19 protein-coding genes and 1 pseudogene are annotated in these 26688 nt (G+C 37.9%); 14 read left to right on the plus strand and 6 right to left on the minus strand.

Annotated elements, in window-relative coordinates; all coding sequences use genetic code 11:
• The 3 genes from ON09_RS26000 to ON09_RS10475 form a co-directional block, all read right to left on the minus strand.
• A partial coding sequence (locus ON09_RS26000) for a hypothetical protein (protein WP_010601019.1) occupies nt 1-217 on the minus strand: 217 nt, incomplete at its 3' end.
• Between the two features lie 188 nt (nt 218-405).
• Entirely contained in the window at nt 406-1575 is a 1170-nt protein-coding gene (locus ON09_RS10470) for a FecR family protein (protein WP_010601020.1), read from the minus strand.
• A 75-nt stretch (nt 1576-1650) separates the two neighbouring features.
• Complete coding sequence (locus tag ON09_RS10475; protein ID WP_010601021.1) at nt 1651-2214, minus strand: RNA polymerase sigma-70 factor; 564 nt, start codon at nt 2212-2214, stop codon at nt 1651-1653.
• 267 nt (nt 2215-2481) lie between these two features.
• Between ON09_RS10475 and ON09_RS10480 the strand changes: the two genes are divergently transcribed.
• On the plus strand, nt 2482-3348 hold the full coding sequence (locus ON09_RS10480; protein WP_010601022.1) for a DUF808 domain-containing protein: 867 nt from the start codon (nt 2482-2484) through the stop codon (nt 3346-3348).
• A gap of 18 nt (nt 3349-3366) precedes the next feature.
• Here the strand turns inward: ON09_RS10480 and ON09_RS10485 are convergent, their stop codons facing one another.
• A complete protein-coding gene (locus ON09_RS10485; RefSeq protein WP_010601023.1) occupies nt 3367-4116 on the minus strand; it encodes a response regulator transcription factor in 750 nt (249 codons plus the stop codon).
• A gap of 114 nt (nt 4117-4230) precedes the next feature.
• On the opposite strand from ON09_RS10485, the gene ON09_RS10490 reads away from it, so the two are divergent.
• From ON09_RS10490 to ON09_RS10500, 3 genes and pseudogenes are all read left to right on the plus strand, one after another.
• Nucleotides 4231-4875 carry a DUF1349 domain-containing protein gene (locus ON09_RS10490; RefSeq protein ID WP_029204266.1) on the plus strand — a complete coding sequence of 215 codons (645 nt, stop codon included), beginning with the start codon at nt 4231-4233 and terminating at the stop codon, nt 4873-4875.
• A gap of 79 nt (nt 4876-4954) precedes the next feature.
• Nucleotides 4955-5896: a M23 family metallopeptidase gene (locus ON09_RS10495; protein WP_083837979.1), complete on the plus strand. Its 942-nt coding sequence runs from the start codon at nt 4955-4957 to the stop codon at nt 5894-5896.
• A gap of 89 nt (nt 5897-5985) precedes the next feature.
• Nucleotides 5986-7522: pseudogene (locus ON09_RS10500) on the plus strand (SulP family inorganic anion transporter).
• 20 nt (nt 7523-7542) lie between these two features.
• Here ON09_RS10500 and dinB read toward each other — a convergent pair.
• Nucleotides 7543-8643, minus strand: a complete 1101-nt coding sequence (gene dinB / locus ON09_RS10505; RefSeq protein ID WP_010601026.1) for a DNA polymerase IV — start codon at nt 8641-8643, stop codon at nt 7543-7545.
• A 268-nt stretch (nt 8644-8911) separates the two neighbouring features.
• Nucleotides 8912-9271 (minus strand): response regulator, encoded by a 360-nt coding sequence (locus ON09_RS10510; protein ID WP_010601027.1) that lies wholly within the window; start codon nt 9269-9271, stop codon nt 8912-8914.
• A gap of 317 nt (nt 9272-9588) precedes the next feature.
• Between ON09_RS10510 and ON09_RS10515 the strand changes: the two genes are divergently transcribed.
• From ON09_RS10515 to ON09_RS10560, 10 genes are all read left to right on the plus strand, one after another.
• Nucleotides 9589-10614: a LacI family DNA-binding transcriptional regulator gene (locus ON09_RS10515; protein WP_010601028.1), complete on the plus strand. Its 1026-nt coding sequence runs from the start codon at nt 9589-9591 to the stop codon at nt 10612-10614.
• Nucleotides 10615-11036: 422 nt separating this feature from the next.
• Nucleotides 11037-13997, plus strand: a complete 2961-nt coding sequence (locus ON09_RS10520; RefSeq protein WP_010601029.1) for a SusC/RagA family TonB-linked outer membrane protein — start codon at nt 11037-11039, stop codon at nt 13995-13997.
• Between the two features lie 12 nt (nt 13998-14009).
• A complete protein-coding gene (locus ON09_RS10525) occupies nt 14010-15680 on the plus strand; it encodes a RagB/SusD family nutrient uptake outer membrane protein (RefSeq protein ID WP_010601030.1) in 1671 nt (556 codons plus the stop codon).
• Nucleotides 15681-15698: 18 nt separating this feature from the next.
• The gene (locus ON09_RS10530; RefSeq protein WP_010601031.1) at nt 15699-16733 is read left to right on the plus strand and encodes a SusE domain-containing protein; all 1035 of its coding nucleotides are present in this window, start codon (nt 15699-15701) and stop codon (nt 16731-16733) included.
• Between the two features lie 60 nt (nt 16734-16793).
• Complete coding sequence (locus ON09_RS10535; RefSeq protein WP_010601032.1) at nt 16794-18707, plus strand: glycoside hydrolase family 13 protein; 1914 nt, start codon at nt 16794-16796, stop codon at nt 18705-18707.
• Nucleotides 18708-18864: 157 nt separating this feature from the next.
• Nucleotides 18865-19545, plus strand: coding sequence for a beta-phosphoglucomutase (pgmB, locus tag ON09_RS10540; RefSeq protein ID WP_010601033.1), 681 nt, complete (start codon nt 18865-18867; stop codon nt 19543-19545).
• Nucleotides 19546-19723: 178 nt separating this feature from the next.
• Nucleotides 19724-22042 carry a glycoside hydrolase family 65 protein gene (locus tag ON09_RS10545; protein ID WP_010601034.1) on the plus strand — a complete coding sequence of 773 codons (2319 nt, stop codon included), beginning with the start codon at nt 19724-19726 and terminating at the stop codon, nt 22040-22042.
• A complete protein-coding gene (locus ON09_RS10550; RefSeq protein WP_010601035.1) occupies nt 22039-23886 on the plus strand; it encodes an alpha-amylase family glycosyl hydrolase in 1848 nt (615 codons plus the stop codon). The genes ON09_RS10545 and ON09_RS10550 overlap by 4 nt, the downstream gene beginning before the upstream one ends.
• A 113-nt stretch (nt 23887-23999) precedes the next feature.
• A complete protein-coding gene (locus ON09_RS10555) occupies nt 24000-25376 on the plus strand; it encodes an MFS transporter (RefSeq protein WP_010601036.1) in 1377 nt (458 codons plus the stop codon).
• Nucleotides 25377-25493: 117 nt separating this feature from the next.
• A partial coding sequence (locus ON09_RS10560; protein ID WP_010601037.1) for an alpha-amylase family glycosyl hydrolase occupies nt 25494-26688 on the plus strand: 1195 nt, incomplete at its 3' end.

Consider the following 26688-nt stretch of genomic DNA (forward strand, 5'->3'; position numbering starts at 1 on the left):
ACGTACACACTAACGAATATCCTGATTGTTTTTTTACAAGATTTAATACATTTTCAAGTGGAGCATCTTTTTCTTTGAGTGAAATCTGGCCGTACCCTTTTGCGCTAACTTGAACAAGAGCGAGTAGGAGTATAAAAATTGTCAATTTCATAGTTAACAGTAATTTAGGTGGTAGCCATGTGGTAGGCACAGCAAGCGCAGTAGCATTTAAATTCATACTTTTGTTTGTTTGGGTTAATAAAATAGTTTCGGATTATTTGCGCTGGATATCTCCAGCTTTAGCTCAGATTTATTGCCGTAGTAGTGCGCCAACACTGCTGCGGTTTTTTTTAATCTGATGAACTGGTTTTGCTATTCTTTTAGTAAATTTTTCTTCATGTTTGTTGGTTTAGTTTGGTTGTTAAATTATTTGGTATTTGAAGGAGCAACAATTAAATTTTTACCTTCCATTTTGAAATGAACTTGATAAAAACTCAGTACATCCAGTATTTGATCTAGGTTGAGGTTGCGATTCAGCTCGCCACTAAATTCCAGGTTTGGAATAGTTCCTTCATAAGAAACATTTATATTATACCATCTAGATAATGTCCTCATCACCGTTTTTAAATCCGTATCCTTAAAAGCAAACGAACCATCTTTCCATGAGGTAAATTGTGCTGGAGCTACATTTTCTACATTTAATGTTTTAGCAGATACACTACTTTGCTGTCCTGGTTTAAGTAATACGGGCATTTCCACATTTTTATCAGGCAACAATCGGCTAACCTTTACCTGCCCCTCCAACAGTGTGGTTTTCACTGAGGCTTCGTTGCTGTAAGCATTAATATTGAAATGGGTACCCAGCACTTCCAGCGTTTGATTAATGGTAATGACTTTAAAATTTTGCTTTTTTGGACTTTTGGCAATTTCGAAATAGGCTTCTCCTGTGAGTGTTACAAGTCGCTCCTTGTCGTTAAAAAATGAGGGATAACGAAGTGAAGATTGCGCATTTAACCAAACTTTACTTCCATCAGGAAGTTGGATTTGATATTGGCCACCTGTTGGCGTAGTAATGGTGTTAATTAGAGGTTTGTCGGTTGGTTTATGATTACCGTTAGCGGTGTAAATGATTTGGCCATCGGTAGTTTTGGTAATACTGATTCCAGCCTGTTCTAAAAGTTTTCCATTACTGGCACTATCAAGAATAATAATTTCTCCATTCGAAAGCGTCAAAGTTGCTTTGTTTCCGCCAGGTTTAATTGTTTTGGCAATTGATCTGTAATCGCTGCCTGAACTTTTTTCAGAGCGGGAACTGAAATATATTACTGAAATAATTACCAATGAAAGTATCGCTGCTATAGCTGCAACACGCTTCCAAATGGTTTTGATTACAGGTCTTTTATCTGCTAGAGTGGTGTTTAATTCTATCGTTTTCCAAATGTCATCCAGATTTTTTACCAACTCTCCTGGTTCCAAATGAAGGTTGCTCGTTTCTTCTAATGTGGCATACCATTTTTCCAGCACCAATTTTTCATCAGCACTTAAATTACCTTCTTTATATTTTTTTATTAATTCCTCAGCTTTAATTCTGTTCATTTTACTTAGGGTGGGATGTCTGGTTTATATGGCTAAGACAATTGAACTTCCCCCTGGTAGTAGATGAATTTTAAATTAAATGAAAGAAAATAGTAAAATAAAGTTTCTGACTTCCAATCGCAGTATTTTTATGGCATTACTGATCTGCTTCTTTACCGTTTTATCGGAAATATTTAGTTTTTCAGATATTTCTTTGTGGCTAAGGTGATATTTTCGGCTTAACTCAAAAACTTCTCTCATTTTAGCGGGAAGATTTTCTATGCCTCTCTCAATTAATGCGATCAGTTCATTTTCACGTATCTTCTCATCAGTAGAAAATTCACCAATTTCAATAATGTTTTGCAGAGAGTTTAGGTAGTTATTTTCAAACTTTTGATGGGTAATGACGTTAAGTACCTTATTGCGGACAGTAGTGTATAAGTATGATTTTACAGATGTAGATATATTTAAATCTAATCGGTTCACCCAGATATAAGTAAATGTTTCCTGAATAATATCTTTGGTTTCGTCTTCATTATTCAACATTTTTTTAATGTGGAGGTACAAAACTATTTTGTATCGTTGATATAATTCAGAGAATGCTAAATGATTGCCAGCTTTGATCATGTTCACTAAATCCAGGTCGCTGACAGTTTGCATTACTAGTTTGTTTCTGCCGAAAAAGGCTTAAAATTAAATTTAGCCAATAATAATGAATTTTTGGTTATTCTCAATAGTTGTTTTAAGTTCCACTCAACGCTGTTTGTTAAATATTTGAATAATGAAATTTGCAGCAAAATTAAGAAAGCGAGATAAGTGGAAAAGCATTATAGCTCAAAACCTGTATCCTTTTTTATTAAGAAAAACAGTTTTATTCTTTTAATGCGAAAGCGAATTTCTATTTTGCGGCATAATAAATAAATACAGATGGCTTCAGGTTTTTTTGCGATTTTAGATGATATAGGTGCTTTAATGGATGATGTTGCCATGGCAAGCAAATTGGCTACACGTAAAACTGCCGGCATACTCGGCGATGACTTAGCCGTTAATGCAGAAAAAGCTACTGGTTTTTTAGCTTCAAGAGAAATACCTGTATTGTGGGCGATTACTAAAGGCTCTTTTTTAAACAAACTGATTATCGTTCCTATAGCTTTATTACTTCAGGCATTTTTTCCCATAGCCATTAAAGTGATTTTAATTTTAGGTGGATTTTATTTGGCTTATGAAGGCGTAGAAAAGATTATCGAATATTTTTTCCACAAGCCAAAGCCGGCAGATGAGGCTGCAGTCGAAGTAATAAAAGATGATGCCGGGGCTGAGAAAGCAAAAGTTAAATCGGCAGTATTAACTGATTTTATCCTTTCTATTGAAATTGTAATTATTGCGCTTGGAAGTGTGCTGGATAAGTCTTTAGCCATTCAAATTTTAACCGTATCGGTAGTTGCTATTTTGGCAACCGTTGGGGTTTACGGTATTGTGGCTTTGATTGTACGTATGGATGATGCGGGTTACAAGCTTATTAAGCGTTCAAATGATAAAGGTTTTTTTGGCTCATTGGGTCACTTGCTGGTTAAAGCGCTTCCTATCATTATCAAAGTGTTAGCAGTTGTAGGAACCATTGCCCTAATATTAGTAGCCGGCGGTATTTTCGTTCACAATATTGAGTTTATGCATCATGTTTTGCCAAATCTTCAATCTACTATAAAAGAATTTGGGGCAGGTATAGTTGGCGGTTTAATTGCCATCCCTATCATGATGGGTGGCAAGAAATTACTTTCAATGGTTAAGAAATAACGATTTTAATTATCTTGATCATAATCCTGTATTTTCGGCAACCTTGCAGGCTTCCATAGCGTTAGTTACATTTAACTTTCTAAATATATTTTGCCTATGGCGGTTTACAGTATTAATGCTTAGCGACAATTTATCTGCAATTTCCTTGCTTCTGCGACCATGTTTAATCAATTGAAGAACTTCTTTTTCGCGTAGCGATAGCAGCGTTCCAAACCGGTTCTCGTTATCCTTAATAATCTTACCTGTTCTATTGTTGAGAATCACGCCCTGCGGAATTTCAAATTCAGGATGATCAAAAATCAGATTGTAAAGGCAAAGTGCTAGCCAAATGCTGCCATCCTCTGAGCTGGCAACATAAATCAAACGGTGCTGCACAAAAGCATACTTTCCATCTTTCTTTTTAATTCTTAGCTTAGTAATCACCTGATAGTCCGTGCGATCGGCAACATCAATGGTGTTTAGAAGCTGAAAAAAATCAAACTCAAGCCTGTATTTTTTTTCCAAATCTTCGGGATGAACTTTATTTAACAATTCATCTTCCCAGATAGACGTAATTTCAGTTTGGTCAGCTGATAGTCCAAGTAAATTGGCCACTGCGCCATTATAGATGTAACTTTTTCTTGTTCTTAAATCACTTAGCACACTGATGCAATTTTCCATTATGCTGTACATCCTGGCAATCGATTTGGCATTGTCCAACATCAGGTGAGGCATTGGATTGAATTCGAAATGTTGGGCCAATAGTTTAGTGTTAAGTGTTTTTCTCATCTGCAGCAAAGATAGTGGTTATTTATAACCATTGAATTTGGGTTTTGGCTTAGATAGCTTTGTGATTAAATGTTTCGGGCAACATCCGGGCAGATTGAATATGATATGATCAAAATGAAGAAATTATTACTCATCGTAAGCACGCTGTTCAGCCTGAACAAAGTACACGCACAAAGTTTGGAAAAGATGCAATGGTTTAATGAACCCGAAAAGTGGGAGATAAAAAATAATGGCCTGATCATGCAGGTAACGCCAAATAGTGATTATTGGAGAATTTCTCATTATGGTTTCACTGTTGATGATGCTCCATTTTATTATGGAACCTATGGCGGAGAATTTGAAGCGAAAGTGAAACTCACCGGTGCTTACAAAGCACGTTTCGATCAAATGGGTTTAATGATTAGGATTGATCATCAGAACTACATCAAAACAGGTGTTGAATTTGTAGATGGTAAATTTAATGTGAGTACGGTAGTTACGCATGAAAAAAGCGATTGGAGTGTGCTGCCTTTGGACAAAGTGCCACCATTTATCTGGATTAAGGTGGTGCGAAGGTTAGATGCTGTTGAAATTTTTTATTCTTTGGATGATCAGCATTATATAATGACGCGTAATGCGCCTTTACAGGATAACACTCCGGTAATGATTGGTTTGATGGCTGCAAGTCCGGATGGAAAAGGTTTTGAAGCAAAATTTGAAAATTTCAAAGTAACGCATCTGCCGGATCAAAGGAGATTAGAGTGGCTCAAAACACATTAATATCTTTTTTGCCGCATTAAAATTAATTTGTCTGATAATGTGTTAATTTCTAATTTGCAGCAAATTAACGATCTATCACATGATGAATTTCAGATTAATGCTGGCGGTTTTTTTTGCTTCAGCTAGTGCCTGGTTTTGTGCAGCTGCGCAAGAAAATCCGGTAAAATTGTCTTATAAAGTTAATGCAGATAAGAGTGTGACTTTCAACTTTGACAAAACAGATCCAGGGTTTTACACCGTGGTGTTAAAATTTGACCAGTTAACTAATACTGCTGATCCTGGAAATCGCAAGTTTGAAGCCCGAGGTTATTCAGGAACCCTGACAACTTTAACTCCTACAAATAAAGATCAGGGAATTGGATTTTCTTACAGTTATTCGTCGATTAGGGGAAAGTTAAATCCGAAATATAATGCTGCTTTTGTTTACACTTTGCCGGCTAAAAATGGTGCAAAGATGAGGGCGGTGGAGTCATCTTTTGTAAATGCTACTTATTTCGGAAATACCACACCCGAAGATTGGAAAGTGTATCGATTTTCTACGAAAGAAGAGGATACAGTTACGGCCATCCGTAAAGGGGTTGTAGTTGAAGTGAAAGATTTATACGATTCAGATTTGGTTGATGGGATAGCCTATACCAGTAAAACTAATGATTTGATTGTTGAACATGCTGATGGAACATTGGCCAACTACAGAGGACTCAAGAAAGGGAGTTTTGCGGTTAAGGTCGGACAAACCGTTTATCCGGGCACAGCCCTTGGTTTAAACAGCAAATCAAATGGAGGCAATGTATATGGTGTATCTATTTTGCTGATGTACCTGAAGTCTGCAGATTTTGAAAGTGTGAGGAATAAAACTATGGCCACCACAAAAAGTCTATATGGATTTATCACTCCGCATTTTTGTATAGATGGAAATGCCGATGCCATATTAACTTCACAACAGGAATATACCGTCTCATACCTGCCCGAAGTAATTAAAAAGGAGTTTACCAAAAAAGAATTAAAACAGCAGGTAAAGTAATTTTTTGTTGATTTTACCAGGATATTAAGTTTACGCTATAAGCTCAATTCATTATAATAGTTGATATTTGCAGCTGTAATAATCCAGTAATGAAACCTTATCTTCAACTTTTCGATTTTTCGAAGGGCATAAATTACCGAACTGAAATTTTAGCCGGATTAACCGTAGCCATGACCATGATTCCCGAATCGTTGTCGTTTGCTATTCTAGCTGGTTTTCCACCGTTAACGGGTTTGTATGCCGCTTTTATTATGGGTTTGGTTACCGCCATTTTGGGTGGAAGACCGGGCTTAATTTCTGGCGGAGCTGGTGCCACGGTAATTGTATTGATTGCTTTAATGAAAAGCCACGGCATTGAATATGTGTTTGCAGCAGTGGCTTTTGCAGGTATTATACAAATTCTGGTTGGGCTTTTCAAACTTGGTAAATTCGTTAGGCTCGTTCCACAACCCGTTATGTTTGGCTTTGTAAATGGTTTGGCAGTGATTATTTTTATGTCGCAACTGGAGCAGTTTAAAACCATCGTGAACGGAAACGTAGCCTGGTTAAGCGGTACACCTTTATATATTATGCTAGCTTTGGTGGCCTTAACCATAACGATAGTCTTGTTATTGCCGAAAATCACAAAAGCAATTCCAGCATCATTAGTTGCAATTATTGTTGTTTTTCTTGTAGTCCTTACATTTAATATTGATACCAAACTGGTCAGAAACATTGCTTCAGTAAGCGGTGGTTTTCCGCCATTTCATATTCCAAAAATCCCATTTGACATAGAAACACTGAAAATCATTTTTCCTTATGGATTAATTATGGCTGGCGTGGGCTTAACAGAAGGTTTGCTAACATTAAACCTGGTTGACGAAATTACCGAAACAAAAGGCAATGGAAATAGGGAAAGTATTGCTCAAGGTATTGCCAATATTACCAATGGTTTTTTTTACAGGGATGGGCGGTTGCCCGATGATTGCACAAACACTTGTAAATTTATCGGCGGGAGCAAGGGCAAGGCTATCTGGTATTATTGCAGCGCTCACTATACTCGTTATTATTTTAGTTGGTGCACCCGTTATTGAGCGGGTGCCAATGGCTGCCTTAGTAGGTGTAATGATGATGGTTGCCATTGGTACTTTTGAATGGATGAGTTTCAAAGTCATCAATAAAATGCCGAAGCAGGATATTTTTATTGGAATATCAGTGGCGGTTATAACCATTTGGCTTCACAACCTGGCCCTTGCAGTACTAATCGGCGTAATCATTTCAGCATTGGTTTTCGCATGGGATAGTGCGAAAAGGATTCGCTCAAATAAGTATATAGATCAGGAAGGTGTGAAACACTATGAAGTTCTTGGTCCGCTTTTTTTTGGTTCAGTTGCTAATTTTAACGACATATTCGATGTAGCCAAGGATCCTGATCATGTAGTGATCGATTTTAAAGAGTGTAAGGTTTTTGATATGTCGGGAATTGATGCGCTAAATAAACTCACTGAAAAATATAGCTCAGCGAACAAAAAGCTACATTTGCAGCATTTAAGTGAAGATTGTAAGCGATTGCTTAGAGACGCTGATGGGATTATTGAAGTAAATATTATCGATGATAGCGATCATCGCATAGTGATGAAGAAATAAGTTCAGTTATTGGCTTTAATTTAAAAATCAAATTCCAATTGATTATCTTCCAGCTTTTCTGAAGGATGTTCATCATAAAATCTTGAGAGGGTAATGCCTAATAGCCTTACTTTTAAGCTGCCAATGTTTGCATCATTTAAAAGTTTAATCGCTTCGGCATAAATGTTTTCTGCCTTATGTATCGCCAATGGGAAAGATCGGCTTCTGGTAATTAGTTTAAAATCTTCGAACTTAATTTTTAGCGTAACCGTTTTTCCTTTTAACTGATATTTCTCCAGTCGTTTGGCAACGGTTTCACTAATCTGCTTTAATAAATCATGCATTACCGAGTCTTCATTGGTGTCTTCTGCAAGGGTATCTTCAGCACCCACTGATTTTGTTTCCCGGTTGGCTCGAACCGGCCGGTCATCTATTCCCCGAACTATTTTGTAGTAAAACTTTCCCGACTTCCCGAATTGGGAAAGAAGCTGAGATTCGCTCAGGTTCTTCAGGTCGGAACCCGTATGGATTTGCATCGCTTTCATTTTTGCAGCGGTCACTTTTCCTACGCCAAAAAATTTTTCTACAGGCAACTTCTCCATAAAAGCTTTAATTTTTGATGGGCCAATAAAAGTAAGTCCATCAGGCTTATTCATATCAGAAGCAACTTTTGCCACAAATTTATTAATGGAAACACCAGCTGATGCCGTTAAATTCAGTTCATTTTTAATGGCGTCTTTAATTGATTTTGCAATATCAATAGCCGAACCAATACCTAATTTATCTTCCGTAACATCCAGGTAAGCCTCATCTAAAGAAAGAGGCTCTATAATATCTGTGTATCGGCTAAAAATTTCCCTGATAGATTTTGAAACGGAACTGTAAGCATCAAAACGGGGGTAAACAAAGATAGCAGTAGGGCAAAGCTGATAGGCTTTGCTGCATGACATAGCTGATTTTATTCCGAACTGCCTGGCTTCATAACTCGCGGTTGCTACCACACCTCTGCTATCTGGCTTGCCGCCAACAACAATCGGTTTTCCTCTATATTCCGGGAAATCTCGTTGCTCTACAGATGCATAAAAAGCATCCATATCAATATGAATTATCTTTCTTAAAGCAGGTGGATTCTGATCAGACATTTAAAATTTAAATCTCGGCATTTTTATCCTCATCACCCAATTAGATTTATTTCTTTACATGATGGAAAGAATTATCATTTTAACAGCATGCAAACCGGATGGGGATTGATGATGTTTTAAAATTCAGCGTTGAATTTGCTGGTGATCAGTTAGACCTTAACTTGATGGATGAAGAATGTAAACTTCTATCCAGAAACTAAAAAGATGATTGAGATAAATTTAAAGGGAGAACTTTTTTTGGGATATAATACCAGCTGACCTGGCTAAGCTAATTTAAAAGAGAATCGACCTTATTCAGTAGGGAATCCATTTCAAAAGGTTTCTCCATAAAATCATTAGCGCCGGCATCTAAAGCCGATTGGCGAATGTCTCTGCTCGCGGAAATCATCAAAATGGGAATTTCCTGATAATCTGGATCGCTTTTGAGTTGTTTGCAGATATCACGGCCATCGTGTCCACTCATCCAAATATCAAGCAAAATCAAATCTGGCCGGTCTTTTACTGCATCAATTACGGCTCCACCGTCGTAAGTATATGCTACCTCATAACCCATAACCTCTAATATCATCGTCACAGCATCCACAATTCCTTCGTCGTCGTCAGCGATGAGTATTTTCTTATTTCTCATAAGTGTAAATATTGACCATATCGGTTGTCTTTATGATTTGGATGGCAAATATGATAATTTGTTTAATACTAATAATGTTTCTTTACGGTTTTTTGTTTTCGAAAATTGAAATTATTTTGGCATTCCATGCATTGGGGATGAAGTTCACTTTTGTTCTCAAAAAACTGAAAATAAAGCGAATGAAGCGGTAACATTAATAATCTTTTACACTCAAAAGGAATAATTTTCTATTTTATGAAGGAATAGCTGTATTTATTTCGAAATATTATAGTTTATATTTACAACTAAATTTAAATTAACCAGCTTTATAAACCCAAATGGATAGTATCAACATTAAGAAATTAGCCGAAGCTTTGAATTTATCTACTTCGACAATTTCAAGGGCTTTTAGAGATAATAGTGATATTAGCGGTGCTACCAAAGAGCGTATTTTGGCCAAGGCCAAAGAGCTTAATTATCAACCAAACCATTACGCCAGTAATTTAAGAGAACAAAAAAGTAAAACGATAGCTGTTATTGTTCCAGAGTTAGCCAATAATTATTTCTCGCAGGCCATTCATGGTATTGAAAGAGTAGCTCGAGAAAATGGTTATCACATCCTCATTTATGTAACTGATGATGATTATCACAAGGAGGTTAATTTTATCGGTCACCTGCATAACGGGAGAGCAGAAGGTATCGTTATGTCGGTTTCCGGCGAGGCAAACGATCACAATTATTTGAATAACTTTGGTGCCAAGCGCTTGCCCCTGGTATTTTTTGATAGGATTTATGAGGATATCGAAACCCCAAGAGTAATTACAAACGATTACAACAGCAGTTTTCTGGCCACTGAACATTTGATTGAGCAAGGTTGTAAACGTATTGCCTATATGGTGGTAAACAAAAGCCTTTCTATTGGTAAAACCAGAATGCAGGGTTATATTGACGCTTTGGCCAAACACCAGGTCTTATTTGATGAAAGTTTAATTGTTGACTGCAGCAACAGTTATGAAGAAAATAGTGTAATCATTAAGGAGGCTTTGAATCAGCTGAAACCTGATGGGGTATTCACTTCTGTTGAACGTTTGGCATTTGCCACTTATTATGCCTGTTACGATTTGGGAATTAGTATTCCAGATGATTTAAAGGTAATCAGTTTTTCGAGTCTGGAGATTGCGCCATTACTTAATCCTTCCCTAACTACCATTACGCAACCTGCAACAGAAATAGGGGAACAGGCCGCCAAATTATTATTCAAAATCCTGGATGATCATCAGGATAAAAATCGCTTAACGGAGGTAGTTTTACAATCTAAAATTATCAAGAGAAATTCGACCGCCAAACCGGCAAAAAACGCCTAAAAATCACCCTTAATTTCAAGGCTGAAAACTTCAAAAAAAATCATCACTTAGTGTAAAATACGCAGAATTTTGCCTCATCATCGGGAACGTTCCCGAAAATTTATCGGATTTGGCTTTCAATTTTTCGGGAACGTTCCCGAAAAGTAGTCGGAAAATGGCTTAGTGTAAAAAATACACATTGATTTTAAATTTAACATTTATAATTTATTGATAATCAGTTTTTTAAAATTATATTTGATAACTCGTCTTGATTTTTATATTAAGAAAAAGTGATGATTTGGTTAAATTTTCCCGTCGCGTTTTTCACTCCGAAATATATTTTTTAAATAAATTTTGAAATCTCATTAAGTGCTGTAAATTAGGCCTATGTGTAATTCACTATAATATTTAACCAAATTTTTATACTTAAACGAGCTTCGAATATGAAAGTATTTTACCTGTTAAAACAGGGGCTTTTGGTGCTGTTAGTTCTTTCAGCATTAATCGTAAAAGCACAAACCGGATCGGTATCTGGAAAAGTGCTTGATGAAACCGGCCAACCTTTACCTGGTGCTTCAGTTGTTGTAAAAGGTACAACAAGAAGTACATCAACAGATGTAAACGGAAACTTTAAATTGGCTGGACTTACAAATGGTGCCATCACTCTATCAGCAAGTTTCATCGGTTATCAAACCCTTGATAAAGCTGTTACTGTTTCGGCAAATGCTACCGCAAATTTCCAGTTGGTACCCGATGCACAAAAACTTAATGAGGTTGTGGTGATCGGTTATGGTACTGCTGAGAAGAAAAACTTAACTGGATCAATCACTACGGTGAATTCAAAAGATTTTCAGAAAGGAACCATTACCACACCTGAACAATTAATTCAGGGTAAAGTTGCCGGTGTTAATATCATCTCGGGCGGCGGTGCGCCGGGCGGTGGTAGTACTATCCGTATTCGTGGTGGTGCATCATTAAACGCCAGCAACGATCCATTAATTGTTGTTGATGGGGTGCCTTTTAGTGGAAATGGAATTGGTAATGCACCAAGTCCGCTTTCATTAATCAATCCTAATGATATTGAAACCTTTACTGTACTGAAAGATGCAAACGCTACTGCTATTTATGGTTCAAGAGCTTCCAACGGAGTAATTTTAATTACAACTAAAAAAGGAACCTCTGGTGCGCCTCAAATTACGCTGAGCACTAATAATTCCATTTCAACAGTAGCTAAAAAAGTTGATGTACTTACTGCCGATGAGGTTCGTGCTTTCGTAAATACCAATGGTAATGCTGCACAAAAGGCTTTATTGGGTACTGCAAATACAGATTGGCAAGATGCAATTTATCAAACCGCATTCACTACTGACAATAACTTGAGTATTGCCGGTTCATTTAAAGGTGTACCTTACCGTGTTTCCGGCGGTTATTTAGATCAGGAAGGTGTTGTAGTGAGAAGTAAGTTGAAAAGAGCAACAGGAGCTTTCTCTATTTCTCCTAAATTATTTCAAGATCACTTAAAAATCGAATTGAATTTAAAAGGTTCATTAACCGATTCTCAATACCCAAATGATGGTGCAATTGGTGCGGCCATTCAGTTTGATCCAACACAACCGATTTATTCAAATAACAAATTCGGAAATTATTTCGAGTGGATAACTTCTGCAGGTGTTCCAAATCCGAACGCTCCACGTAACCCACTTGCTTTAATTGAACAACAAGATAATCATGGTAATGCGGCCAGAAGTTTTGGTAACCTAAAACTAGATTATTCTTTCCATTTCTTGCCTGAATTACATGCCGTGATTAATGCTGGTTATGATTATTCGAAAGGTTACGGACGTACAATTGTTCCAATCTATGCTGCACAGAGTTTCTCAACTGAAGGTTCTTTCTCAAGAAGATTGAACACAGAAATGAACAAGTTCTCTGAAGCTTATTTAACTTATGCTAAAACTTTAGGCAAAAGCAGATTTGATGTGACTGCCGGTTACGGTTATTATGATGATGCAGTAACCAATTATAATTTTGCTACTTACAGAGGTACAGGTGTATTGCAAACTACTCCAGTTTTCCCTTTCTCTGTTGATCAAAATAAACTGCTTTCTTACTATGGTCGTTTCAATTATACTTTTGCTGATAAATATATCCTATCAGGAACAATGAGAGCGGATGCTTCTTCGAAATTTGCTGAAGATAACCGTTGGGGTTATTTCCCGTCAGCAGGTTTTACCTGGAGAATTATCGGTGAAGATTTCTTGAAAGACAGCAAAGTAATTTCTGATTTGAAATTGAGATTAACCTACGGTGAAACCGGTAATAAAGATGGTATTGGTAACTATGATTACTTATCAAAATATTACGCAAGTACCAACAATGGCCAGTATCAGGTGGGTAATACATTTTATAACTACTACAGTCCTGCAGGTTACGACCCTGATTTAAGATGGGAAAGTACTACAACTTATAACGCCGGTTTAGATTATGGCTTTTTAAATGGCAGATTGTATGGTAGCATCGATGCTTACTACAAAAAAACCAAAGATTTATTAAGTACAGTAACCATTCCAGTGGGCACAAACTTTAGTAACGTTTTAACAACCAATGTGGGTAACATGGAAGTAAGGGGAGCTGAGGTAAGTTTAAACTATGTAGCGATCAAAACTGAGAATACTACATGGGATATCGGTGTAAACGGTGCTTATAACAAAAGAAAAGTAACCAACTTAACATTAAATCCTAATTCAGGTTTTAAAATTGATGCTGGTGATATTACCGGCGGTACAGGTATTCACTTAAAATATAACGCCGTTAATCAATTGCCAGGTTCATTCTTTGTTTACAAACAAGTATACAATGCTGATGGCAAACCATTAGAAGGCGTTTATCAGGATTTAAATGGTGACGGTGCAGTAAACGATGCTGACCAATATTTTTACAAATCACCAGATCCTGTAATCACGTTAGGTTTCAATACTTCTTTCACTTACAAAAGATGGACAGCAAGTACCGTATTGAGAGCAAACTTTGGTAACTACATCTATGATAACATTTCTTCAAACTTTGGGATCAGAAATAACGTGTTAAGTACTCAAGGTATCCTGAATAACTCTACATCAGATTTATATAATACCAATTTCTCAGGTGCATCAGGTGTTCAGTACTTAAGTGATTACTATATCAGAAATGCATCATTCTTAAAAATGGACAATGCTGGTTTATCTTATAATGTTGGTAAACTTTCTAAAACTGGTACAGCTTCAATGCGTATATCAGCAAACTGCCAAAATGTATTTGTCGTATCTAAGTATAAAGGAATCGATCCTGAGTCAGTTTCAGGTATTGATTACAACTTATACCCACGTCCGAGAACATATACTTTAGGTTTAAATGTTGGTTTTTAATTATTAATAGCGATGAACACGATCAATTTAAATGCTGAAAATAAAGCTGCTAAAGCGACGGTGATCAAAACCTATCAAAGAAAAGATATGAAAATGAAAAATTCATTTAAAATGATACTGGCTTCAGGTGCATTACTGTTGTCATTAAATTCATGCAAAAAAGAATCGTTTAATTTAACACCAACCAACGATGTAACATCTGCTACCGTTTATGCAACTCCGGCAGGTTATAAAAACAGTTTGGTAAAGTTATATGCAACTTATGCGTTAACAAGTCCATCAGGTTCTGATAATAGTGATGTGGGCGGATTAAATGCAGGTTATGCAGATTTCCTTCGTTTATTCTGGACCTCACAAGAATTGGTAACCGATGAGGCCATTTGTGCATGGGGTGATGTGGGTATTCCTGAATTAGATTATGGAACACCAACACCAGATAACCAGTTTTTACGTGGCTTATATTCAAGAAGCGTATTGCAAATTACTTTCGCTAATGAATTTTTACGCGAAAGTACAGCAGAAAAATTAGCAAGCAGAAACATTACAGGTGCTGATGCCACTGCCATTACCCGTTACCGTGCTGAAGCTCGTTTCTTACGTGCTTTCCAATACTGGGTGTTGTTAGATGCCTTTGGTAATCCTCCTTTCATCACCGAAGATGATGCCATTGGTAAAGTAAACCCTAAACAAATTCAAAGAGCGGCCTTATTCAACTATGTTGAATCTGAGTTGAAAGCCATTGAAGGCGATTTGGCAGAGCCAAGAGCAAATGAGTATGGTCGTGCCGATAAAGGTGCAGCCTGGGCATTGCTAGCCAGATTGTATTTAAATGCACAGGTTTATACAGGTACAGCGAAAAATACTGAAGCGATCACTTATTCAAGCAAAGTAATTGCAGCCAGTTATTCATTAAAAGCAAATTATATGGATTTGTTTAAAGCAGATAACGAAGTAAACAATACCGAAAATATTTTAACCATTAACTACGATGGTATTAATGGAACAAACTATGGTGGTACAACTTTTTTAATCAACGCTGGAATTAACGCTGATATGAATCCTACATCATATGGTGTTCCTTCTGGTGGTTGGGGTGGTAACAGAACACGTCAAAACTTACCAAACTTATTCCCTGATGCAAATGGAACGTTGGATAAACGTGGCGCTTTCTTCGGTACTAAAAGAGCAGTTGATGCTGTTGGCGAATTTACAGATGGTTTACGTGTAACTAAGTTTAAAAACGTGACTTCAACTGGAGCTCCTGGCAGATCATTAAATGGAACATTTAGTTCTTTAGATTTTGCCTTATTCCGTTTGGCAGAACAATACTTAATTTATGGAGAAGCAGTTGCCCGTGGTGGTTCAGGTGGTAGCGCAGCATTGGCGCTGACTTATGTGAATGCTTTACGTACCAGAGCTTATGGCAATACTTCGGGGAACGTAAGTGCAGCTGCGCTTACTACTGATTTTTATTTAGATGAGCGTGGTCGTGAATTATACTGGGAAGGACACCGTCGTACAGATTTGATCCGTTTCGGAAAGTTCGCCGGCTCAACATATTTATGGCCATATAAAGGTGGTGTGCAGGCAGGTGCTGCTTTACCAGCTTTCCGTAATCTTTATCCACTTCCATTGGCAGATTTAATTGCCAATCCGAATTTGGTTCAAAACACAGGTTATTAATCTTTATTAACAAAAGATATGAAATCAAAATTATTCAAATCCTTAGCTTTAGGCTTAATTGCGGTATCGCTTTGGTCGTGTAAAAAAGATGAAATCAGAACGGTTTCTAACGTTACTCCGGCAGGAACACTTACGGCATCAAGCACTACATTAAATTTAGTGCAAACTAACGGGGCGCTACCAGCAACAACTTTAACTTATCCATTGGCTACTTCGACTGGCTATGTGGTGCCGGTTACATCAACTTTGCAATTTGCCTTAAAAGGAACCAATTTCGCTACGCCAAGAGAGATTGTAGTTACAGCAAAAACCTATGCACCAACCATTACTGAAGTGAACAATATGATTTTGGCATTGGGTGGCGTAGTTGGTACACCTGCGCAAGTTGAGGTAAGGCTAAAATCAGGAGCTGCGGCAAATGATTTAACTTATTCAAATGTGGTAACATTAAGTGCTACGCCTTATCTGGCTTCTGCATGGATTTATGCTCCAGGTGCTTACCAGGGCTGGAACCCATCAACTGCTGATAGCTTAATTTCTTTATCCAGCAATGGTGTTTACACCGGTATGATTGCTTACACAACTGGGAATTTAGAGTTCAAAATTACACCGGCTAAGAAATGGGATGTTGCTTACGGCGATGCTGGTGCAGGCAAAATTAGCTCAAGCGCTGGTGATAACTTAAAAGCTCCAGAAGCAATAGTAAAACAGGTAACAGTTGATTTAAATAAAAACACCATTGTTTTTGGTACACCAAATGAATGGTCGTTAATTGGCGATGCGACACCAGGAGGCTGGGGAGCGGATACTGATATGAAAGGCGTGAACGATGGTAAATCAACAGTTTACTCTTTAAAAACAACTTTAGGTGTTGGAGAGTTCAAATTCCGCTTCGGACATGCCTGGGATCTTAATTTAGGCGGTGGCGCTACTTTAACGCCAAACGGCGATAACATCAAAGTGACTGCTGCAGGTACCTATACCATTACCTTAACTGTAATCAGAACAGGAGATAAAGTGACTGGTGGTACGTATACCATTGTTAAAAACTAACTTATCATATTTGCCCCGTGGTTATGCCACGGGGTTTTTTATAATCTATAAAGTTTCAGCATGATTAGATCCCTTAACATATTACTTCGTCCGCTAACCTTTAATGCTCAGACTAACACTTTGCGTTTTGCAAAGAAATCATTTTTAGTTTCTCTAATCTTACTTGCTGGTTTCAGTTCGTTCGCTCAAAAATTTGAACGCATCGAGCCCATGTTCTGGTTCGCCGGAATGCATAATCCAAAATTGCAATTGCTTGTTCATGGCGAAAATATTGCAACAAGTAATGTAACCTTATCTTACCCAGGTGTTAAACTGGTAAAAGTTAACAAAGTTGAAAATCCTAATTACTTATTTTTGGATTTGGAACTTTCTTCAACAGTAAAGGCGGGAACGTTCCCGATTAATTTCGCTGTTAAAGGCAAAAAAATATTTAGTTATAACTACGAATTAAAAAACCGCGATAAAACCGCAGGTAGAATTCAAGGTGTAACGCAAAAAGATTTTATTTACTTGTTAATGCCCGATCGTTTTTCGAATGGCGATAAAAGTAATGACGTTGTTAAAGGCTTAGCCGAAACAGCACTCAATCGCGACAGCATGTATTTCCGCCATGGGGGAGATATTCAAGGCGTGATCAATCATTTGGATTACCTTAAAGATTTAGGAATCACTACCGTTTGGATGACTCCTGAAATCGAAAATGATATGAAAAAAGCTTCCTATCATGGATATGCAGTAACAGATCATTATAAAATTGATCCCCGTTATGGAACAAATGAACTTTTCAAAAAATATGTGGAAACTGCTCATGCTAAAGGCATGAAAGTGGTTAAAGATATTGTTCATAATCATATCGGTACCGGACACTGGTTTTTCAAAGATTTACCAATGAAAAGCTGGGTGCATCAATGGCCAAAATATACACAAACCAGTTACCGCGATCAAGCCGTGATGGACACGCATGCATCCGCTGCTGATCGTAAAAAGATGTTGGATGGATGGTTTGTGCCCTCTATGCCAGATTTGGATGAACAAAATCCCTATGTTCAAAATTATCTAACTCAGAACCACATCTGGTGGATTGAGTATGCAGGAATTGATGGATTGCGTTTAGATACTTATCCCTACAACGACCCTGAATACATGGCTGATTGGGCTTTAAAATTAAAAGCTGAATTTCCAACACTATCTATTTTCGGAGAAACATTTGTTTCGGGAGTGGCGAATCAGGCTTATTTCACTCAAGGAAATACCGTTAACCGTGGTTTCGATACGCACTTGCCAGGTATTACCGATATGGCTATAAAAGAAGGGATTTACGAAGCTTTAAATGGTAAAAATGGCTGGACAGATGGTATCAATCGTTTGTACGATGTTGTTGCTCACGACTTTCTATATAAAGATCCTACTTTAAACTGCATTGCTTTGGATAATCACGATATGAGCCGTTTCTATTCTGTGGTGAATGAAGATTTCGATAAATACAAAATGGGAATGGCACTTTTGTTAACGATGCGAGGCATTCCGCAAATGTATTATGGAACAGAAATTTTAATGAAAAACTTCTCCAACCCTGATGGTTTAGTACGCTCTGATTTTCCTGGCGGATGGGATGGCGATAAGAAAAATAAGTTCATCGCCGATGGCAGAACAAATAAAGAAAATGAAGCATTCAACTTTGTGAAAACTTTAGCCAATTACCGCAAAAATAGCGCAGCACTGCAAACGGGAAAATTAATGCAGTTTGTTCCAGAAGATGATATTTATGTTTATTTCAGATACAATGCTCAACCAAAAGGTACGGTAATGGTTATTTCTAATAATACGGAAAAGGAAAAAACTTTGAATACAGATCGCTTTGCCGAAAGAACAAATGGGATTACCACGGCCAAAAACATTATCAATAACGAAACGGTATCATTTAAAGAAATTAAAGTACCTGCAAAAACAACTTTAGTTTTAGAGTTAAATTAAAGCAGGGTTAATGTGTTCACTTTTGAACGGATTGTTCGATACTGAACCATTTAAAACCATTATTTAATTGTAGCAGATTGACTATAAGTGATTTGAAATTATTTATTTAGTTGGCATCAGTTTAGCATATCTGTGGACAACATATAGAAACAAAACAATGCAAGAAACATCAAATACACTACCTGCAACATCTCAAATTAAAGCCTGTCTCTTTGATTTGGATGGTGTACTGGTAGACACAGCGGTTTACCATTATCAAGCCTGGAAACGTTTGGCCAATACCATGGGCTTCGATTTTACTGAAGAACAAAACGAGCAACTGAAAGGCGTAAGCCGGGTAGAAAGCTTAAATAAAATTTTGGCCTGGGGCGGCGTCGAAAAAACTGATGCAGAGAAAGAAGAACTGGCTACTTTAAAAAATAGCTGGTATGTAGATATGATTACCAAAATGACGCCCGCTGAGGTTTTGCCAGGAACGGTTGATTTTTTGACAGCTATTCATAAAGCAGGTTACAAATTAGCATTAGGTTCAGCGAGTAAAAACTCTGGAATCATTTTGGAACGCACTAATCTTGCTCATTTTTTTGATGAGATTGTAGATGGAAACATGGTAACAAAATCAAAACCAGACCCGGAAGTTTTTTTGAAAGGTGCTGAACTTTTAGGTTTTCAACCTGATGAATGTGTTGTATTTGAAGATGCGGTTGCGGGTGTGGAAGCTGCAAAGCGTGGCGGCATGAAAGCCATTGGTATTGGCGAAAAAAGTGTGCTTACTGATGCCGACGTGGTGGTAAGCGGATTAGATAAATTAACGGTTAAAGATTTAGAAGAGTTGTAGGTTAGCCAGTGTCGTCATTGCGAGGCACGAAGACAACCGAACGTAGAGAGTTCATGAATGCTTCTAAAAACATAAGCAACAAATGAATAATCTTAGAGTAATAGAAATTCAAAAATTGTAAGCATGGGTACTTCGAAAGGAGATTGCTTCGTGCCTCGCAATGACGAAAGCATAAAATATGAAGAATTACATTAAAGCAGATGAGTGGAACATTATCGAAGAAGGCTTTGATCCACATTTAAATAAAATTTCAGAAAGTATTTTCAGTTTGGGTAATGGCCGTATGGGTCAGCGTGCCAATTTTGAAGAAACTTACACTGGTGAAACCCTTTTGGGGAATTATGTTGCTGGTGTTTACTATCCGGATAAAACCCGTGTGGGCTGGTGGAAAAATGGCTATCCTGAATATTTCGCAAAGGTTTTAAACGCAGCAAACTGGGTAGGTATCGAAGTAAAACTGGAGGATGAAATCTTAGATTTAGCTACCGCTGAAGTGAGCGATTTCAAACGTGTTTTGGATATGCATGCCGGTATTTTAGAACGTACTTTCACTGCAAAGCTTAAAAGTGGTAAAACAGTAAAAGTAAAAGCAACACGTTTTTGCAGCATTGCTGATGACGAAGTGGGTGCCATCCGCTACAGCATTACGCCTTTAAACTTTGACGGAAAAATCACGTTAATGCCTTTCATCGACGGCGATGTCAAAAACCAGGATAGTAATTATGATGAGAAATTCTGGGATATGGTTTCTGATGAAATCACCGGAACGGAAGCTTACATCCAATTAAGGACGAAAAAAACTGAATTCGAAGTTTGTACCGGCAGCAATATCGAATTGTATAAAGGTTCCGCGAAATTAGATATCAGTCCAGAGGCTGTTCGTAAGGAAAAATTCGTGGGACAAACTTTTTCTGTTGAGTTAAAGGCTAACGAGGAAATTACTTTAATTAAAATTGCAGCAAACTTATCCTCTGAAAATTATTCAAAGGCATCACTTCTAGAAGAAGCCAAATCAGTTATTGCAAAAGCATCCGCTAAAGGTTTCGATACTTTATTGAAAGAACAAACAGAAGCCTGGGCAACCAAATGGGAAGAAAGCGATATCATTATTGAGGGTGATGTTTCGGCTCAACAAGCCATTCGTTTCAATATTTTTCAGTTATTTCAAACCTACACAGGTAAAGATGACAGGTTGAATATTGGTCCGAAAGGTTTTACGGGCGAGAAATACGGAGGTTCTACTTATTGGGACACTGAAGCTTATTGTGTGCCTTTTTACTTGGCAACCGCTCCACAGGAAGTAAGCAAAAACTTATTGGTTTACCGTCACAAACAATTAGGTAAAGCGATAGAAAATGCTGCTAAACTAGGTTTTAAAGATGGCGCTGCCTTGTATCCGATGGTAACCATGAACGGCGAAGAATGCCATAATGAGTGGGAAATCACTTTCGAAGAAATCCACCGTAATGGCGCTATTGCATTCGCGATTTACAACTATATCCGTTACACAGGTGATGAAAGTTATTTGTCGGATTTCGGTTTGGAAGTTTTAATCGGTATTGCCCGTTTCTGGAAACAACGCGTAAACTGGAGCGGTGAAAAACAGCAATATGTAATGCTTGGTGTTACGGGTCCGAACGAGTATGAGAATAATGTAAACAACAACTGGTACACCAATTTATTGGCGACATGGTGCATGAAATATGCAACCGAGGCTGCTGAAATTGTAAAAACTCAACAACAAGAAAAATACAACAGCTTATTAAAAAGCTTAAATTTCGATGCACAGGAATTTGCCGATTGGGCAGATATCATTGAAAAAATGTATTATCCGGAAGATAAAAATCTCGGTATATTCTTACAGCAAGATGGTTATTTAGACAAAGAACAAACATTAGTTAAAGATTTGCCGGCAAGCGAAAGACCAATTAACCAGAAGTGGAGCTGGGATCGGATTTTGCGTTCGCCATTTATTAAACAGGCCGATGTTTTACAAGGATTGTATTTCTTCGAGGAAGATTACGATTTGGAAACCATCAGAAGAAACTTCGATTTTTATGAGCCACGTACGGTTCATGAAAGTTCTTTATCGCCTTGCGTACATAGTATTTTAGCTGCTAAACTAAATGATGAGGCTCGTGCTTACGAATTCTATTTGCGTACTGCCCGTTTAGATTTAGATGATTACAACAACGATACCGAGGATGGTTTACACATCACTTCCATGGCGGGAACGTGGATGAGTGTAGTAGAAGGTTTCGCAGGTATGCGTGTTCGTGATGGTAAATTACAGTTTAATCCTTTCTTGCCAACACAGTGGAAATCGTTCTCATTTACAATTGGTTTCAGAGGTGCAACTTTGAAAGTAAATATCACTGAGAATGGCATCAACATTAAAAACCATAACGATGTTGATTTAGAAATCGGAATTAGAAACCAGGTTTATAAGTTGGCTGGAAACGCAGAAATTGAAGTGAATAACGCGGAGTTGGTATGATTGTAGAGGTAAAACGTGAAATGGAAAATGTATTGAAATTGGCTTCGACTCCTCGTTATTGCGAGGAGGAACAACGAAGCAACCTCATTTCAATGATTTCAGTAATAGCAATTTTCCTTTTACTAATTGCTCAATCATCCTTTGCACAAAAAAAGAGTAAAAATATGAACGATAAACAAATCGTTATATATCAGTTATTGCCCCGTTTATTTGGGAATAAAAACACTACAAATATTCCTTACGGCACCATTGAACAAAATGGTTCTGGAAAGTTTAATGATATTACGGATAAAGCTTTAGATGGCATTAAAGAACTTCATGTAAACTACGTGTGGTACACTGGTGCTATCGCCCATGCCAGTTTAACCGATTATTCCGCATACGGAATTAAGGTTGATGATGCTGATGTGGTAAAAGGAAGAGCAGGTTCTCCATATGCGATTCGTGATTATTATGATGTGAACCCGGATTTAGCGGTTGACGTGAAGAACCGAATGAAAGAGTTCGAGGCCTTGGTAAAAAGAACGCATGCTAAGAACCTGAAAGTCATAATCGATTTTGTGCCGAATCACGTGGCCAGAAGCTACCATTCTTATGCAAAGCCAAAAAACGTAATCGATTTTGGCGCTAAGGATGATGTAACCAAATCTTTCAGTGCGCAAAACGATTTTTACTATATCCCTAATCAACCTTTTGTGGTACCCACCAACGGACAAAAAACGCCGCTTTCGATATTACAAGACGGAAGGTTTGATGAAAATCCTGCAAAAGCGACGGGTAATGATGCTTTTACGGCATCGCCTAAATATGATGATTGGTATGAAACCATAAAACTAAATTACGGTGTCGATTATCAAAATGGCAGACAAAATCATTTTGAACCCATCCCGCCTGTTTGGACTAAAATGCGAGACATTTTAATCTTTTGGACGAAAAAAGGCGTTGATGGCTTCCGCTGCGACATGGCTGAAATGGTGCCTATCGCATTCTGGAACTGGGTGATTCCGCAAGTTAAAACAGTTAATCCTGATTTAATTTTCTTAGGTGAAGCTTACAATCCGCAGGTTTACAAACAGTATTTAGAAGAGGGTAAATTCGACTACCTATATGATAAAGTTGGGTTATATGATGGTCTTAAAAGGTTAATTAGAAACGAACCATCTGCCGATGTGAAAGATGTTCGTCATGTGTGGCAGGTAGAAAGCGCTGGTTTTGGCAAACATATGTTGCGCTTTTTGGAAAATCACGATGAGGAACGCATTGCATCAGCAGGCTTTGCAGGGAAAGCTGAATTGGCTTTACCTGCAATGGTGGTTTCGGCTACGCTTGGCTCTGGTCCCGTAATGCTTTATTTCGGTCAGGAAGTAGGTGAGCCTGGAAAAGGAGCTGAGGGTTTCGGTGGCGATGATAACCGCACCACAATTTTTGATTATTGGGGTGTTCCAAATCATCAGAAATGGATGAATGGTGGTTTATTCGATGGCCATAAATTAAATGCAGCACAGCAAAACTTAAGGGCTTACTACAAACAGCTCTTAAAGGTAACTTCTACCAGTGATGCAGTAGTAAACGGCGAAATTTATGATGTTCCGCAAGCAGGAAATATGAACAACCGCATGTATGCTTTTATCCGTTATTCGGGCAAGCAACGTCTGTTGGTCGTTGCCAACTTTGATAGAAACCAGACTTTAGAAGCCAACATCGAAATTCCAGACCATATTTTAAAAGTGAAACATTCTTCTCCTGTTACGGATTTGTTGACTGACAGAAAACTAAACATACCTGCAGGAACAAGCATTCCGGTAACACTTGGTCCGGTTTCGGCGCAAGTAATAGAATTTTAAACTAAGAAATAACCGCAAAGAACGAGACGATTTCCACAAAGATTATGAACACAAAGCTTTGAGTGCTTTGCGTTTTTACTCGGCGGCCTTTGCGGTTAAATAAACCAAATACAATGAGCTTAAAAACAGTATTCGAGAACCCGAAATTAACACTGGCACAAATCATTAATATGAGTGTTGGCTTTTTCGGAATCCAATTTGGTTGGGATTTACAACGTGCCAACATGGGGCGTATATATGAAAACCTTGGAGCCAACCCCGACCAGGTTCCGTTATTGTTTTTGGCAGCACCATTAACCGGTCTATTGGTGCAACCAATTATCGGTTATTTAAGTGACAGAACCTGGCATCCGAAGTGGGGTAGAAGAAGGCCTTATTTCATGATTGGTGCCATTGTTAGCAGCATTGCGTTAATCTTCATGCCGCACAGCAGTGTTTTATGGATGGCTGCAGGTTTGCTTTGGGTTTTAGATGTTTTTGGCAACATTGCCATGGAACCTTTCCGTGCATTTGTTACCGATAAATTACCTGATAGTCAGGTTAACCGTGGTTTTATTATGCAAAGCATGATGATTGGTTTGGGCGGAAGCGTAGCCTCGGCATTGCCATGGTTAATGAAAAATGTATTCAGTTTAGAGAATACTGCAACGCAGGGAAATATTCCTGAAAATGTCAAGTTCTCCTTTTATATCGGCGCATTTTTCTTTTTTGCCGCTGTACTGTGGACCGTTTTTACCACCAAAGAATATCCACCTCAAGATGCCGATTTTAAAGAAAAATTGAAACAGAACAATAGTGGTTTTTTAGGCGGGGCAAAAGAGATTTTTCATGCATTAAGCAATATGCCAAAACGCATGCAAATCGTTTCCTTGGTTCAGTTTTTTACCTGGCCGGGATTGTTCTTAATGTGGTTTTATTACACTACAGCCGTTGCGGTAAACGTTTTCGGCGGTAAAGATGCCGCTGACCCTATCTATGCTCAAGGTGCCGATTTCGGTAGTTTAACTTTAGCATATTATAGTGTAATCACTTTCCTTTTCGCATTGGTTTTACCAAAAATAGCTGATGCTTTGGGTAGAAAAACCACGCATGCCATTTGTTTATTATGTGGCGCCATCGGATTAATCAGCGTTGCTTGGGTACATGACAAAAACATGTTATATCTATGTATGACGGGAGTGGGTATCGCTTGGGCAAGTATTCTTTCTATGCCATATGCCATGTTAAGCGGTTCATTACCTAAAGATAAAATCGGCATCTACATGGGGATTTTTAATTTCTTCATCGTACTGCCAGAAATTATAGCATCACTAGGTTTTGGCTGGTTAATGCGTAATGTATTAAATAACGACAGACTTTTAGCCGTTCAATTGGGCGGTGGCTTAATGATTTTAGCCGCTGTTATCTGTTACATTTTCATCAGAGAACCAAAGAAAACCGATGAAGTTTTAGCGTCAGAACTGTCTATTGAAGAAAATAGGTCAGTATAAAAACATTTCGTCATTGCGAGGGATGATCAATCTCATCGAAAATAGATTGCTTCGAACCTCGCAATGACCAAAATCCTCTAAAAATCCCTAACCAAATGAAAAAAAATCCTCTACCTATTGCTGCTTGTAACAGCGTTCCATACTTCCTGCAAAAAATCTTCAACTGAGGGCGGAACAGAAACACCTACAAACCCCACAACCGATTTGCCTGCTGGTGCAAAAGATGGTGTTGCGTTTATCAATAACGGAACATCGGCTATTGTTACACTTTATGCACCAGGAAAAACTTCAGTTTCATTAATTGGCGATTTTAATAATTGGTCTACAACAGCATCAATAATGAAAAAGACCAGCGATGGAAATACCTGGTGGATTCAAATTGATAACTTAAATCCAGGCACTGAATATGCGTATCAATTTTATGTTGATGGAAAGTTAAAAGTTGCCGACCCATATTGCGAGAAAGTACTTGATCCAGACAACGATCAATACATTTCGGCTGCGGTATATCCTAATTTAAAGGCTTATCCAACGGGTAAAACGACTGGCATTGTAAGCGTAATGCAGGCAAACCAGCCTATTTACACCTGGAAAAACAATAGCTTCGTCCGCCCCGAAAAAAATAATCTTGTGATTTATGAATTGCTTATTCGCGATTTCACTACCGAACATACTTACGCTTCTACACTTGCGAAGTTGGATTATCTGGTAAACATGGGCATTAACGTCATTGAATTGATGCCAGTTAACGAATTCGAGGGGAATTTAAGCTGGGGTTACAATCCATCATTTTATTTCGCTCCTGATAAATATTATGGAACAAAAACCGCCTTGCAGAATTTTATTGATGAATGCCATGGTAAAGGGATTGCTGTAATTATGGATATGGTTCTAAACCACTCATTCGGTCAATCGCCTATGGTGCAAATGTATTTCGATGGTTCTAAACCAACGGCAAACAGTCCCTGGTTTAATGTTGATGCAAAACATCCCTTTAATGTAGGTTACGATTTTAACCATGAAAGTGCGGCCACCAAAAAATTCTCGAAAGATGTAATTAAATTCTGGATGCAGCAGTATAAAATTGATGGTTTTAGATTTGATTTATCCAAAGGTTTTACCCAAACACCATCTTCCGGAGATGATGTTTTTAGAAAATATGATGCCGGTAGAGTAGCCATTTGGAAAGACTATAACAGTTATATTAAAAGTATAGATCCGAATAATTTCTACGTTATTCTGGAACATTTTGCAGAAGAATCAGAAGAGAAAGTATTGGCAGATGATGGCATGATGCTTTGGAATAATTTGA

Origin of the sequence: Pedobacter agri PB92, assembly GCF_000258495.1 — a bacterium.
Taxonomy (GTDB): domain Bacteria; phylum Bacteroidota; class Bacteroidia; order Sphingobacteriales; family Sphingobacteriaceae; genus Pedobacter; species Pedobacter agri.